This is a genomic window from Ohtaekwangia kribbensis (assembly GCF_042676245.1).
GTDB classification, from domain to species: Bacteria; Bacteroidota; Bacteroidia; order Cytophagales; family Cyclobacteriaceae; genus Ohtaekwangia; species Ohtaekwangia kribbensis.
The window spans coordinates 92,999-107,529 of record NZ_JBHTKA010000013.1 but is presented as its reverse complement, the minus strand read 5'-3'; the positions used below and the strand labels follow the sequence as shown (position 1 = coordinate 107,529).

General features: G+C 43.0%; 15 protein-coding genes. 10 read left to right on the top strand and 5 right to left on the bottom strand.

Annotated features, from left to right (window positions below):
- Window positions 1-215: 215 nt before the first annotated feature.
- From ACFQ21_RS25625 to ACFQ21_RS25605, 5 genes are all read left to right on the top strand, one after another.
- Window positions 216-1,334: a sensor histidine kinase gene (locus tag ACFQ21_RS25625; RefSeq protein WP_377584303.1), complete on the top strand. Its 1,119-nt coding sequence runs from the start codon at window positions 216-218 to the stop codon at window positions 1,332-1,334.
- The gene (locus ACFQ21_RS25620; protein WP_377584300.1) at window positions 1,306-2,001 is read left to right on the top strand and encodes a LytR/AlgR family response regulator transcription factor; all 696 of its coding nucleotides are present in this window, start codon (window positions 1,306-1,308) and stop codon (window positions 1,999-2,001) included. Before ACFQ21_RS25625 ends, ACFQ21_RS25620 begins: the two co-directional genes overlap by 29 nt.
- A 119-nt stretch (window positions 2,002-2,120) precedes the next feature.
- Window positions 2,121-3,344 (top strand): hypothetical protein, encoded by a 1,224-nt coding sequence (locus ACFQ21_RS25615; protein ID WP_377584297.1) that lies wholly within the window; start codon window positions 2,121-2,123, stop codon window positions 3,342-3,344.
- A gap of 10 nt (window positions 3,345-3,354) precedes the next feature.
- A complete protein-coding gene (locus ACFQ21_RS25610; protein ID WP_377584295.1) occupies window positions 3,355-5,745 on the top strand; it encodes a TonB-dependent receptor in 2,391 nt (796 codons plus the stop codon).
- Window positions 5,746-5,752: 7 nt separating this feature from the next.
- Window positions 5,753-6,691, top strand: coding sequence for a DUF4249 domain-containing protein (locus ACFQ21_RS25605; RefSeq protein WP_377584292.1), 939 nt, complete (start codon window positions 5,753-5,755; stop codon window positions 6,689-6,691).
- A gap of 54 nt (window positions 6,692-6,745) precedes the next feature.
- Here ACFQ21_RS25605 and ACFQ21_RS25600 read toward each other — a convergent pair whose 3' ends face one another.
- The 5 genes from ACFQ21_RS25600 to ACFQ21_RS25580 form a co-directional block, all read right to left on the bottom strand.
- Window positions 6,746-7,171, bottom strand: a complete 426-nt coding sequence (locus tag ACFQ21_RS25600; RefSeq protein WP_377584290.1) for an EthD family reductase — start codon at window positions 7,169-7,171, stop codon at window positions 6,746-6,748.
- A 163-nt stretch (window positions 7,172-7,334) separates the two neighbouring features.
- Window positions 7,335-7,649, bottom strand: coding sequence for a hypothetical protein (locus ACFQ21_RS25595; RefSeq protein WP_377584428.1), 315 nt, complete (start codon window positions 7,647-7,649; stop codon window positions 7,335-7,337).
- Window positions 7,650-7,696: 47 nt separating this feature from the next.
- Window positions 7,697-7,795 carry an FAD-dependent oxidoreductase gene (locus tag ACFQ21_RS25590; protein ID WP_377584287.1) on the bottom strand — a complete coding sequence of 33 codons (99 nt, stop codon included), beginning with the start codon at window positions 7,793-7,795 and terminating at the stop codon, window positions 7,697-7,699.
- Between the two features lie 249 nt (window positions 7,796-8,044).
- Entirely contained in the window at window positions 8,045-9,532 is a 1,488-nt protein-coding gene (locus tag ACFQ21_RS25585; protein WP_377584285.1) for a serine hydrolase domain-containing protein, read from the bottom strand.
- A 171-nt stretch (window positions 9,533-9,703) separates the two neighbouring features.
- The gene (locus ACFQ21_RS25580; protein ID WP_377584282.1) at window positions 9,704-9,937 is read right to left on the bottom strand and encodes a DUF1059 domain-containing protein; all 234 of its coding nucleotides are present in this window, start codon (window positions 9,935-9,937) and stop codon (window positions 9,704-9,706) included.
- 352 nt (window positions 9,938-10,289) lie between these two features.
- Here ACFQ21_RS25580 and ACFQ21_RS25575 point away from each other — a divergent pair, with 352 nt between their 5' ends.
- From ACFQ21_RS25575 to ACFQ21_RS25555, 5 genes are all read left to right on the top strand, one after another.
- The gene (locus ACFQ21_RS25575; protein WP_377584279.1) at window positions 10,290-11,483 is read left to right on the top strand and encodes a hypothetical protein; all 1,194 of its coding nucleotides are present in this window, start codon (window positions 10,290-10,292) and stop codon (window positions 11,481-11,483) included.
- A 224-nt stretch (window positions 11,484-11,707) separates the two neighbouring features.
- Window positions 11,708-12,136 (top strand): hypothetical protein, encoded by a 429-nt coding sequence (locus ACFQ21_RS25570; protein WP_377584277.1) that lies wholly within the window; start codon window positions 11,708-11,710, stop codon window positions 12,134-12,136.
- Between the two features lie 129 nt (window positions 12,137-12,265).
- Complete coding sequence (locus tag ACFQ21_RS25565; protein ID WP_377584274.1) at window positions 12,266-13,015, top strand: SDR family NAD(P)-dependent oxidoreductase; 750 nt, start codon at window positions 12,266-12,268, stop codon at window positions 13,013-13,015.
- 97 nt (window positions 13,016-13,112) lie between these two features.
- A complete protein-coding gene (locus ACFQ21_RS25560; protein ID WP_377584272.1) occupies window positions 13,113-13,694 on the top strand; it encodes a TetR/AcrR family transcriptional regulator in 582 nt (193 codons plus the stop codon).
- Window positions 13,695-14,060: 366 nt separating this feature from the next.
- A complete protein-coding gene (locus tag ACFQ21_RS25555; RefSeq protein ID WP_377584270.1) occupies window positions 14,061-14,513 on the top strand; it encodes a YybH family protein in 453 nt (150 codons plus the stop codon).
- The last annotated feature ends 18 nt before the right edge of the window (window positions 14,514-14,531 follow it).

The window sequence follows — 14,531 nt, the reverse complement described above, 5'->3', positions numbered from 1 at the left end:
GGTATATATAGTTTAACATAGTAAAGTGCAAAACCTCCTTTGTGTCTACGCGAAGGGAGGTCTTGCTTTCTTTGTTTTTTTACAAAATTCTTTGAAGTCAGATTTGCCATGCTGATAGATACAATTGCGGCGTTGGTCTACTCCGATTCGTAACTCACGCGGTTCTACGGATATTAAATGCTGAAAGAATGAAGAGGGTAAACCGGAGTACGTGCATGAAATCAACAGTAGGACTATATCGTCATCTCTTTCATGCGCTGATCGTAGTCTTGTTTGTATTTCCGTGGCCACTGATCGGATCAGGCAATCCCGAATGGTCTGCCGAATTTGCATCAGTATACTGGGTGATGATGATGGCTACTACTATACCTTTTTACTTTATCAATTGTTATGGTCTGGTGCCACTATACCTCGCTGAGCGTAAATACAAACTATATATTCTGCTTATAGCAAGCTGTTTATTGGCTAACATCGTGCTCCGTACATGGGGGCATGCGATGGTTGTCGGGTTAGTCGGGGTGTTGCCTCCGTTCGATCTTAATCGTATTCCTATGAATATGTTTCCGATGCTGTTGCTCCTCGGGCTGGGCACAAGCTTTGAGCTGATCCTCCATGCCGAAAGACGAAGACAACGCGAAGAGCAACTGGAGCATGAAAAGATGTTTGCCGAATTATCATTCCTCAAAAATCAGATCAATCCACACTTCCTGTTCAATGCACTGAATAATATTTTTTCGCTGGCACAGAAAAAATCAGAAAAGACAGCCGAGTCCGTACTGCTCTTGTCGCATCTGATCCGCTATATATTGTATGAGACGGGCCATGGAAAAATATCATTGCTCAAAGAGATCCGTCATGCCGAGAATTATATCGAGATGCAGAAACTGCGCATTTCAAATAGCCGGAATATATCGGTTTTCTTTACTTATGACGGTAACATCATGTTCGCTAAAATTGAACCGCTGCTTTTGATCCCCTTTATTGAAAATGCTTTTAAGCATGGACTTTCCTATAGCCAGCCTTGCAGCATCGTTATTGACCTGCATGTTAATGATGAACAATTACTCTTCAAAGCCGTCAATACAAAACGCATGACGAAGGAAAATATCAGCGCTGACACGAACTGCTTTGGCATTGGTATCGCGAATACGAAAAGAAGACTTGAGTTGGCCTATAAGGGACGGTATACGTTGGAAATCAATGATGCCCCTGACCTGTTTACCGTTCAGCTTAGTATTTACCTGCTTGAAGAAGATGATTGGGTAAGACCGGTGAAATATAGGGAGGCATCTGATAAAATCGAGAATGAAAATAAATTGTATAGTAATAGATGATGAGCCGCTCGCACTGGAGCTGCTTGAATCGTATATTAAACGCATACCTTACCTGAGTCTTAAAGGACTATATCATGATCCGTGCAATGCGCTCGAGGTGATTCGTTCCGGGAAAGTGGACCTCGTGTTTATAGATATTCACATGCCGGATATATCGGGAATAGAATTTTTGAAGAGTCTTGAAGTATTGCCTCGCTTTGTTTTCGTTACTGCACACGACAAGTTTGCTATACTGGGTTTCGAAATGAACGCAATAGACTACCTGCTTAAACCGGTATCGTTCAGCAGGTTTTTAAAAGCATCCGATCGCGTACTGACTGCACTCCGGCAAAAGACAAGTTTTGCCGAGAATTATATATTTGTTAAGACAGACCGAAGTTCCGTAAAAATTTCATTCGACTCCATTTATTTTATAGAAGGTTATAAGGATTATGTGAAAATCTATACCAACAACGGTAATCCTGTTCTGACGCAATCAACACTCAAAGCCATTGAAGAATTGTTGCCCGAAAGTTTTCTGCGTGTACACCGGTCCTATATAATATCCGTGGATAAAATTGTCTCTTTCCGAAATTCAAAAGTATACATCCGCGACCGTTATATACCGGTTGGTGAATCTTATAGCGAGCAATTCCAGCAATTGGTGATCGAAGGGAGATTATATTAGTTACCTGCATATCTTTCATCGGTTAATAAAGCCTGTGAGTCTGCCTGATTTCAGGATCGGTCTGTTTTTCAGAATTGCTTTTTTCTGATTCTGCAACTTAGCCCCGTAATCGTTTAACTATGCGGGGACGTGGGATTGTTTTCTTTTTTATAAGTATCATAACGTTTACAGCGAAGCCTTCCAATGGACAGCGTGTTTTTTTGACAGGCATCGGAGACAAGAACCGAATCTACCACTTGTCTCATGCCTATACCGATGCACAGGTTACCAATGCTCCCGTTATTCTTTGGCTTTACAGCGGTGTAAAAGATATACGCACAGTCGTTAATCATGACTCTGTCTGGAAAAAAGTAAATACACCGGCCGTTATGATTTTTCCGTTGCCCGCAAAAGATTCATGGAAATGTGATAGCGTATCACACAACGAAGACATCACATTCCTTCATACCATACTCCGGGAAGTGTATGATAATTTTCATATTGATCGCAACCGGGTATATATCGTTACCGATGCAGCCAGCCGATGTCTGGCAGAGAAATATACAGCAGCATTTTCCAAAGAGGCTATACTAAGCCGGCAGCAGGTACAATCGGGTATATCTGTGCAGCAGATGATTGACTTGGCTGGTACTGTACTTGAACAGAAGACCAACGTCACACCTGTTTACGCCATGTGGAAGAATCCACTATACAATGAAGAAGTACACAGGATTGAAATGGAAGATTCCATCAAACGCGTTCGTTGGGAAAGGCGTGTATCGGTAGAATTCCGCACCGGTGGCTTTTATTTGTTGCCAGGCGTACGCACCAAAAAAGACAAAACCTATATGGACATCAGTGATGCGCGTTCTGTGCTGGACTTACACATCACTTCCTGGATGAACGATTCGATGGCATGGTTCTTCGATATAGGATGGATCAAAGTCCCGCAAAAGCAGGAGATGGATGGCGTGCGCATTGAAGCAGGCGGTGGAATGATTTTACCCATAACCATTGGCTTCCGCTACGCCTTTTATCGCTATAAAACACGTCCCTATATTTTGTTGGGTACCGGACCCATGCCTGTAATTGTTTTCGGAGGACGCTTCGGTACCAACATAGATCCGGAGTATATCCGTACAAAAATCGAGGCTGAAGCACGAATGGCTTTTCAAACGACCATCGGCACAGGCTTCGACTACCGGTTGGGAAAACGTATACTCACTGGTGCCCATTTCCGCTATATACATTCGTCTGAATTTGAATCTGCAGGAGCCGTTAAAGCTATTCGCGGTTTTACCGGCAGTGCTTCCATCGGCTATATATTCGGAGCCAACCGCCTGAAGCAGAACTACAATCATTAAACAAAAATGCATGAATAAATCTCATTGGAAATGGATAGTTCTTATCCTTTCAATATTGTTGCCACGATATGCCTATACGCAAAGTAAGTATACCATTGACGGAACGGTGAAAGACATCGCGAATGGCGAAACGCTGATTGGTGTTAATGTGTACGTTCCTGAAACCGGTCAGGGCACCGTTACCAATGCCTATGGATTTTATTCGATTACACTTCCGGAAGGTACCTATTCGCTGGAGTTCACCTTTATCGGTTATGATAAAGTTGTTCATGCTATAACCCTGACAAAAAATACCAAATTACCGGTAGACCTGCAGGAGCAATCATCGCAGTTGCAGGAGATCACCGTTGTTGGTGAGAATGAAGGACGGTCACTCAATATTAAAAGTGTTGAAATGAGTACCAACAAACTGGATATTAAGACCATTCAGAAACTACCTGCATTGCTGGGGGAAACGGATATCGTCAAGAGTCTTCAGTTTCTTCCCGGCGTAAGCCAGGTAGGTGAGGGGTCATCGGGTTTTAATGTGCGGGGTGGTAGCACCGGTCAAAACCTGGTGTTACTGGATGAAGCCCCGGTATATAATTCCTCACACATGCTTGGTTTCTTCTCGGTGTTCAATCCCGATGCTGTAAAAGATGTAAAGCTATACAAAGGTGCTATACCCGCTATGTATGGAGGTCGCACCAGCGGTGTACTGGACGTACGCATGAAGGATGGAAATAGCAAAGACGTAGAAGTAAACGGAGGCATCGGCCTCATTTTCTCAAGACTCTCGGTTGAAGGACCGCTGATACCCGAGAAGAGTTCGTTCATAGTAGCCGCGCGAAGGTCCTATATCGATGTACTCGCCAGCCCTTTTCTGGATGGCGATTTCGGACTGAACTTTTACGATCTTACGGCCAAAGCAAACTACACTTTCAATCAGAAAAACAGGCTATATATTTCCGGATACCTCGGTCGTGATAATTTCAGCCTGTCAGATGATGCCGTATTCAACTGGGGAAATAAGACCGCTACCATTCGGTGGAATAGCATTATTACCAGTAAACTCTTTGCTAATTTTTCAGGCATTTATAGTCAGTACGATTACAAGCTTGGCTTTGATGAAGACGAGAATAATTCATACGATTGGAACTCAGCTGTGACCAATTATGTCTTCAAACCTGATTTCAGTTATTATATAAGCGATAAATCTGAATTGAATTTTGGTGCCGAGCTTACCTACTACCGGTTTAATCCATCACGTACGAAAGGCGTTACCAATGGAGAAGCGGTTGACAACAGCCTCGAGTATAAATATGCCCTGGAGTCGTCTGCGTATGTAAGTCACAAGCTTACTTTATCATCGCGAGCGGAAGTACAGTATGGTTTACGTGTATCAAACTTCCGCTACCTGGGAGCAGGCACAGCGTATACTTATAACGATACGATTCCGGGCAAAAGACGTTCCGTGCTAAGTGGAACTTATTATAGCAGCGGTGAGACAATCGCCTCCTATACCACGCCTGAGCCCCGCGCATCCTTCAAGTATGAACTCGATGCCAACAGCTCCGTAAAAGCAAGCTATACCCGAACATCACAATACGTACACTATATTTCCAATACAACGGCTTCCAATCCTTTGAACGTTTGGACCCCCAGTACCAACAACCTGAAGCCCACTGTTTCGAATCAATTTACAGCTGGTTACTTCCGCACCTTCGAAGGGAAAAGTCAATATGAAGCATCGGCAGAGGTATACTACCGCCAGTCGAACAACGAAGTAGACTATATTAACGGTGCTGACCTTCTCAGCAACCGTTACCTGGAAGGTGACTTGCTGAATGGTAAGGGACGTGCCTACGGGCTTGAACTCTATATACAAAAGAAAACCGGCAGACTTACTGGCTGGGTAAGCTATACCTTAAGTCGTTCGGAATTAAAAGTAACGGGCATTAACCGGGGGAAATGGTATCCTACGCGATATGATCAAACACATAATCTGAAAGTGATAGGAATGGTGGAGATCAACAAACGTTGGTCGGCTACAGCCGATTTTGTTTTCACTACCGGAACTCCCACTACATATCCCGACCAGCGATATACTTCGCAGGGACTTTTGATACCCTATAACTCCACAAGCTCACGCAACGACCAGCGCATTAGTAATTATCACCGATTAGATGTTTCTATTCGCATGGAAGGCCGAACACACAGGCGCAGCGGAAAGGAACGGAAGAACCATGATTACTGGGTGTTCTCGGTATATAATATATATGCCAGGAAAAATGCTTTTTCTACCTATTTCTCACAGTCCGATGATCGTGCCGTAGTCGGTCAGCCCATTCAGGCGGAAGCGCATAAAGTATCCATCATCGGCACTATGGTGCCCTCGGTATCCTACAACTTTAAATTCTGATTCAGCTATGCTTTTCATTCGAACCTATATATATACTTTTTGTTCCTTCATGATCGCTGCGGTGCTGTTAGTGGCATGCGATGATATAATAGAGGTTGATACCGGCACATCCGAACCTGTATTGAACATCGATGCGTGGGTTAACGATAAAGAAGAAACACAAGTTATTACGCTCACGTTTACGCAGGATTACTTTGATAACACATCACCCGTCCCGGGTGTACGTGGCGCGAGTGTTACGCTCACAGATGATCAGGGAGGAGTATATATATTTCAGGAAGATACTGCATCCGATGACGGATCGTACCGGTGGAGACCTGATCCCGGAATGTCTCTGGGTAGAACAGGAACCAGCTATACACTTACCGTTGAGTATAACGGAGAGACATTTGTGGCCTCTAGTAAAATGGGACGCGTGCCCGCTGTCGACAGCATTACGTTTTCGAAACAGGATGATATGGGACCACCAAGTAATGAAGATTTCTATCAGGCGGAATTCTGGGCAAAAGATATAGCCGGTACAGGTGATACATATTGGATCCGCACGTATAAAAATGGTTCTTTACTCAATAAGGCCAGTGAGATAAATATTGCCTATGACGCAGCTCAGTCCGCAGGCAGCGAATTTGACGGAGTTACTTTTATTACTCCGATTCGCAAGGGTATAAATGCCAACGATGAGGATGAGGATGGGGAACCTGTCTCTTCGCTTGATCCCGGTGACTCGGTTTATGTGGAGATTCATTCCATAACGCTCGCGTCTTTTAACTACCTCAATGAGGTTATTGATCAAACGGATCGCAATGGCGGACTTTCAGAATTGTTTACATCAACACCGCTCACGAACGTATCAACCAATATGGTTAATCTAAATGCCAATGGCTCACCAGTGGTTGGTTTCTTTAATGTAGCTTCTGTATCCGGCCTGGGAAGAAAATTCAGATAGCGACTTCAGGCGGACCTGAGTCGCTAACTTGAGATGGGAGATTTCATTCAGTCGTTATCTGACTACTTCGCTGACCAGGATTATGGGAGTTGCATTGGTATAATTCGGGAAGTCAGCGCGTATAGCCTCCCGGTTGGGAGCAATTGCCGCCTGGTAGTCACTAAGGTTCTTTACATAGAAAGTTCCAATGGCCATATACGATAATGGCTGGTTAGGAATACCGCTGGCAATTCCTTTTTCAATGGTATATTTCACCAGGTTGGAACCTAAAAATGCTGCTACCATCGGCATGTGTTTGGTTTCATAATATTCCATGTTGAAGGTCTTGCCCTCTGCATACGGGTACATGACAGAAACTTTAACCAATCCCTTTTCTGCGATACCCGAATGGTGTTTTTTAGAATCTGCTTGTTTGTCCTGACCAAACGAAGCAAAACATGTAATCAGCAATAGCGTTGATACGATGAGCCTTAATTTCATGGGTTGTTTTTGTTAGTATGGGTTTACGGATTGTTGTTTAATAAAAGGTAACAAAAATGATATTCTTGCAACCTAATCGTTCTTAAATATACTTAACAAACTTTAATTTTAAGACACTACGTGTCCGTTTGAATCTTCCCGTCTTTCACAGCCAAAGTTTTTACTAATCACTGTGGGTGTGTTGATGTCTGTAAAGTAAAACGGGCGACATCTTTGCCAAACGGAATGTTCCGTCCGTTTTCTTTACGGATATGGTTTTTGCAGAAGTAAAAGAAGCGAGACCGTTGATGACCTCGATCTTGTTCTTGTTCATCAGGTATTTTATACCGTTGACATTCTGCCTGACAACTTCGCTTTTTCGTTTGATGAGTTGCTGAAAGTCTAACGCAAGACCGTGGATACGAATGCCGTGTGTGCCGAATTTTTCGCTTGCAGTATGAAAATGCTCTGTACTGTCGAGAAGTGCTTTCGCGGGAATACAACCAACATTGGTGCAGGTTCCTCCCAGGCTGCTATATTTTTCGACTATATAGCGGTTCGATATCCCAATTGCGCTGCACGTATAGCGGCTATATATCCACCGGGACCAGATCCAATCACAATCACATCAAATGTACTTTCCATTAGTTTTGCGTATATACATCAAAGATCGAATGGAGTTAGTGTAAACAATATGGATATCTGATCCGATAAAGTGTATAAGTTATCGATTATAAAATGCTGTAACTTGAGAGTTGTGATAATTTATGTTATAACACACCGGTGTCTTCTGATATATATAGTTGCGGATTGTATAACTCTGATAGGTTTGAAAGACGGATACTGGCCAGCCATTTATTGAGTGATGCATTTTTGCATATTTTGTGGCTTATACTAATACGACTTTGTTGAGTCATAGTTTACAACTTTATTCCAGATATCTTTCTCGAAGGCAAGTACCTGAACTGCATTTCCCTTCGCATCTTTCGTGAATTTCAAAGGAAAAGGAAACTGACGACTGAAAAATTCTGTATCGGATTCAGGATCGAAGGTTACTTCTCTGCCGTCCCAAAGCTGCTTCAAGATCAATTGATTGCCGGATACCCTGAAATTAAGATAAGCATCTTTTTTACCCGCCAATTGATAATATCCTTCCAATACTTGTAGTTGCTCTGGTTGCAGCGTGACAATTTTTTTAGGTTCAGGTTTTTGGAAACCATCCCATCCATAAACATTTGCAATGCTCGTTACGATTTCCTGCAGAATAGCATCATTGTCAGAATTTACCATGACCACCAAACCTTTCCCATTTTCTATACCACCCATATATATACTTCGGAAACCCGCGTTCGATCCGCCATGCTCAAAGTATTTATCATGGCCATGCGTTGGAAGAAAAACTCCCAGGCCGGCAATACCTTGTATCGCTGTGAGCCGTTTCTGGGTATATTCTTTGGAAAGTACCTTAGACGATTCTCCTGCCCAGGAAAGTTGTGTCTCAATTATATACTTTGCCAGGTCAGTGGGGTTTGTCCAAAGACCCGCAGCGGCTTGCTCAGGGTATATATGGTATTTTCCGTTTAATACGTTGCCGTTGTAATCATATCCCGTGGCGAGTAATGCTGCTCTCGATTCCGGGGGTGGCTGATTGTAAAAACTGCCTGACATTCCCATTGGCTCCAATACAGCTGTTCTCATGTACTCTTCATAGGGCAATTGAGTAACATCACGTACGATACATTGCGATATAGTAGTGCCACCACCGGAGTACTCAACGCGCAATCCCGGTTCTAATTTAGAGCGAACAGCAGGAGAGTTGGCTGGCATTGTACCATTGAGAATTTCAATGATTGCTGGCAACGAGTCGCCTTGTTGATACCCGGGGAAGCCATGGACAGTGAGACCGGCTGTGTGCGAGAGTATATTTGCCAAGGTAATTTTCTTCCCGTTTGAAACATCATCGTATGGAAATTTCCACGAACGCAGGTAGGTGTTGATATCCGTGCCGAGTTCTACTTTACCTTCTTGTGCCAGTTTTAAAACGCCTACACCGTTCAGTGATTTACTGATTGATGCAGCTTGAAATAATGTTTCGGTAGTTACCCTTCGCTGCTCTTCAGCATCAGCAAATCCATAACCTTTAGCCCAATCAATTTTGAAGTTGTCGATTACGGCAATACTCAATCCTTTAACCTTATAAAAAGCCATGCGCTCTTCAATAGTCCATTTTCCTTCACCCTCTACAGGAACTACACCTTCAAGGCTTTGTTCCACTTGCCTCATGCGACTTTCTGCATTGGCCGATGTCTCTTTAACTTTCTTTCCACAGGCAACCGTTAAGGCGAGCGAACAACAAATAACCGGGATGCATATTTTTTTCATAGGAGAGGGGAAAGAATTTTTAACAGATCGACCAGTCAATATAGCTATAGCGAGTGATTTTTTTTGCAAGATTTGATTGCTATATGTTGTCAGCTAATAAATATAAAAACGGCTTGTGGTTGGATTCGGATCTTGAATAGCAACCAACGATTAGCATTGTAGTATTACCAATTACCTGTTTTCATCTGGCAAACTATCAAATGCATTCCTTTTCTCATTCATCCAGGCATTCATTGCTTCCTGAGAGGTCATGCTGTTGCGCATCGCATTCATGGCTTCGATATGAGCCGGATCGCCTTGCTGAACTTGCTCACGTGCGTGCTTGCTTACCATCATCGCGATCTCATCAAACGTGTTGGCGCTAAACGTTTGGTCACAGGCTCCGCCTAATTGTTTACAAGTCATTGTCTTCATTTGCTTCGGGGTTATTATCAAAGATAGAAGAACCAATGTACTAAGGTGCAACTGACATGCAAAAGAATTTTTGCTAACGCGAGAGGGGTAAATGTAGATCAGCGGTCGGTGGATCAGATCAATGGCGATTGATATACATTCGGGGTGAGAGGAACGAGCATGTATATATGCGACCCAAGCATTTGAATAGTTAATACAAAGACAACAATAGTGGAGAAATAAGTTATCAGCCTATATCTTCATGTTCTATAGTAATTTGTCTGCCCAGCGCAACCTTGTCACAACGTATTGCGTACACGCACGAGTCAATCAACAATCTTTGCCCCCAATGTTAACCACCGTCATGCGTACACCGTTTCGTTCAAAGCAATTCTTTTTATACTATATTCTTTTAGGAGCAGTCCTATTTGCTGGCTGCTCGTCAGATGATACAGAAGAAAATATTGACAATGTTTTTTGGAGTGAAGCAAAGCTGAACGATTTTCCATTGTCTGAAGTAGCATACCTGGATATTGATATAGTTCATCCGGAAATCACAAACGGAGTAGAGACCAGGTTCGGGAAAATAGAAATAACGATTCCTCATTCTCAAACAAGCCTGATGCTTAGTCTGAAGCAATTTAATCTGGACAATAATAAATATCAGATCTCACCTTTGCCTGGTGAGTCGCAGGATTTTTCCCTTGATCCGGTAACGTACACAATTTCATCCACTACTTCTCAGACAAAGGCCGTTCACTATGATGTAACCGTTGTATATGGAGGTGAACCCTTTTTCACGAATGCAAAAATTACCGGGTTTAAATTTGAGAAAAGTAAAAACCCGGCACTGGCTGCTACGATCGAAGCCGTTAAAATAGCTGAATACGAGAACTACACGGAAAATGCGATCTATGTTATTGTTCCGGAAGGAACCAATTTTAGTCAGCTTACGCCTACGATAACGTACGATGCTGCGCTCATCCGTTATACTATAGACAATGATTTTATTCTATATCCTGCGAACGGCTTAGCAGTAGACTTTACATATCCTAAACATTTTTACCTGCAGGCCGAGAACTCGCTGGGGTCGAAGTCAAGAGTATATAATGTTATTGTGGATGTAGCCAATCCGATTCGTTTTGATTCTCCGATAGTAACGGAAGAAGTAGCGACTGGTGATGGCGTTGCCATTGAAGATTTCTTCGCTATAGCAACGTGGACAAACCAGGGAAACCATCCGATTACTGGTATGGTGCCCGGAGAGTATAAAGACAAAACATATCCAATTCCCAACTATCCGGGGAATGCTAATGTGATCACGGCTTCACTAACAAATCCAACGGGAGGTACGATGGGTGTACTTCCGGGTGAAAAGGGAGAGATCAATGTGCGGGTAAAACGTTCCCAAATTGCAGGTGTATATACTACCACAGCGGTTTTTGCACCGACATTCAGCTTCGACACACGCAGGATTTCATACTGGCCGCCGGATGATCGAATTGAAGATGTCTTCGCGCTACAGACCCTCACCATCCAGACTACTCTTGCCGATTAGGAAACAAGGAGTTGGTTCACGAAGTATCAGCAGTGTATTAATGCTGTTTTAAAGCCTCAACAGAAGCAATTCTGGTACCTGGCCTGTATTGCGCATAGGGATAGGGTTGTTTCGGTCACATAAAGAATCGCGCAGGGTGAAGATTCCCGCTCATTAATCGCGTACGGCAAGCATGGTGCTATTAAACTCTGTAACTTGTGTGCTCCATACAGCAACCCTAACAAGTGAATATAGGCGATTATCAAACGTGTTTCAGTTTAAGCTATGATCAATTTATAGCACAGCATAACATTCCCATTGACCGGATACATGAAAATGTTCGCTATGAAAAAGTAACAAACGCATGCCGGGTTGATATGCGCAACCGTCAGTTTTTCTTTTTTCAGAATGGCACGTTGAGGGTGATTTACATTTCCGATGACGTGTTGGCGAAGAAGCTATGGGATGAATTCAACAGCTCTGCCCGGCAGGTACCGGATGAGACCGTTCGATCGCGTGCCGGTAAAACTTCCAACCAGTTGATCTTTGCCGGTAAAGGTATTACCGCTTCCATAAACAAAGGTGTTGTGGACTTCATCGAAATATATCCTCCCTGCACGCAGCAGGATTACCTGGAGAATATCTATCACGAACCCCAGCGATTTATAAGATAAAGCCTCAGGTAAGCCCGGAAGACCGTTTTTCAAGATTTTCAATTTATTTTTTTGATTCCGGAACGATTATTCCGAATTGTTGTTTTTATTTTGGAATGAATATTCCAGAAACAACTTAATTAAACAAAAATGAAAAAGCTAACAAACAAAGTCGCAGTAGTTACCGGAGCTTCCAAAGGAATTGGCTCAGAGATCGCTAAAGGCCTGGCAGCAGAAGGTGCAGCCGTTGTTGTAAACTATGCTTCTGCGAGAGAAGGAGCAGAAAAAGTGGTTGACGAAATTGTGAAGAACGGAGGTAAGGCCATTGCTGTTAAAGGTAATGTTTCGCAACAAGCCGATGTTGACCAAATCTTTAATGAAGCCAGGAAAGCTTTTGGTGGTGTAGATATACTCGTGAACAATGCCGGTGTATATCAGTTTACTCCCATTGAAGACGTAACCGTAGAAGAGTTTAACAGACAGTTTAATACCAATGTGTTGGGCTTGCTACTGGTTACGCAAGGAGCGGTGAAACAATTTGGTGACAAAGGCGGAAGCATCATTAACATCAGTTCTACGGTAACACGTATTACACCTCCCGGCAGTTCTATTTATACCGCGACTAAAGGAGCGGTGGATTCAATCACGCAGGTTCTTTCAAAAGAATTGGGCGCGAGAAACATTCGCGTTAACGCCATTAACCCGGGCATTGTAGAAACAGAAGGCACACATTCTGCCGGCTTTATAGGAAGTGAATTCCATACCAATGCAGTAAAGTCCACACCACTTGGACGCACAGGACAGCCGAATGACATTGCACCCATCGCGGTCTTTCTAGCATCCGATGATTCACGCTGGTTAACAGGCGAAACAATTATTGCCAGCGGTGGCGTGCGATAATCTGCACACAGGAACAACAGCTCGTTAAAAGGCGGGTGCCTACCGTATATCAAAAAATGAATAGCTTTGCCTTTAAACAGGTAAAGCTTTTTCTGTTATGGCGCGAACAAAAGATTTTGATGAAAGCGAAGTATTGAATAAAGCTGTGTCTCTTTTTTGGCTGAAGGGATACAACGGTACGTCTATGCAGGATCTGGTGGACTCGCTGGGTATAAGCCGGTCAAGTCTATATGATACCTATGGCGACAAACATACGTTGTTTCTGAAGGCGTTGGAGTTTTATCAAAATACTTCCGGGAGTCAGATGTATAGTATAGTAGCTAACACAACGTCTGCCATAGACGCCATCAGACAACTTCTGGAAATGATTGCCAGTAACCTGCTTCGAGACAAACAGCATAAAGGTTGTTTTATGGTGAACGCAGAAGTGGAGCTAGCTCCGCACGATGTTGAAGTACGGAATATGGTGTGCAGAAATGAAAAGCAACTTGAAGAGGCTTTTCATCTGGCTATACAGAAAGGACAGGAGAGTGGTGAAGTAACCAACAAACAGGATGCTCGTGCGCTCACACGTTTTTTCCTGACTACTATAAAAGGTATACAGGTATCTGCGAAGTCAACGACTGACAAAGCCTTTTTTGATGACATCATTAAAACTGCCTTGTCGGTATTGAATTAGGTTTTTTGCTCCATTAGGGAGTGACAACTGAACATCAACGATCGTCATTCAATCTTTCTGAATGATAGTTACTGATACAAAATGTGCCCTTCTTTGATAGTCAGTACTGTGAGTAACAAAATGGTAACAAGAATTACATAAAATGTAATTGCCTCAATATCTCTAAACTGAACATCCCTAAAGAAATTTTGGCCGTTAGTACTCGGTGTCTTGGTTCTCTCTACCTATCGGCTACATTTTACAATCCCCAACAACATATCACACCAGATATAAAGTATACTCTATCTGTCCGGTTTAACTTTCTATGTGCGGATTGTCTGGATTGTATTTCTACCTTGTAGATTCATCCTCAAACTAAACTATTCAATGAAACAAAAGATTTGTGTACTCATCTTCGTTTTGTTCACCATCACTACAGCCTCGTCACAAGAAAAAGATACGGAGGCATTTAACAAGTTACGCGCTGACCTAGCACAAGCTTTTGTCGCGGGTGACGTTCAGATGATAACAGCTTATCATCATCCCAATGTTGTCAAGGCGCTTGCGTTTGATAGACTACTGATCGGTCGTGATGCCAATATCTCGGAGCTGAAAGGAACGCTCCAATCGTACAGTATGAAATTCAAGGAACATAAAATAGAGAGCTTCGAGATTCATGGCGAAACAGCAACCGAAATATCAACCTTTACTATTGAAGGAACACCCAAGGGTGATGGCAAGCCTTTTATTTTTAAGGGACGCTCTTTGGTCTTATATATAAGGTATAAGGAAAGCCCGTCTGGTTGGGCGTTGATTCGTGAGATGATACAGGCAGAATAAGTGGATCGAAGGAAATTT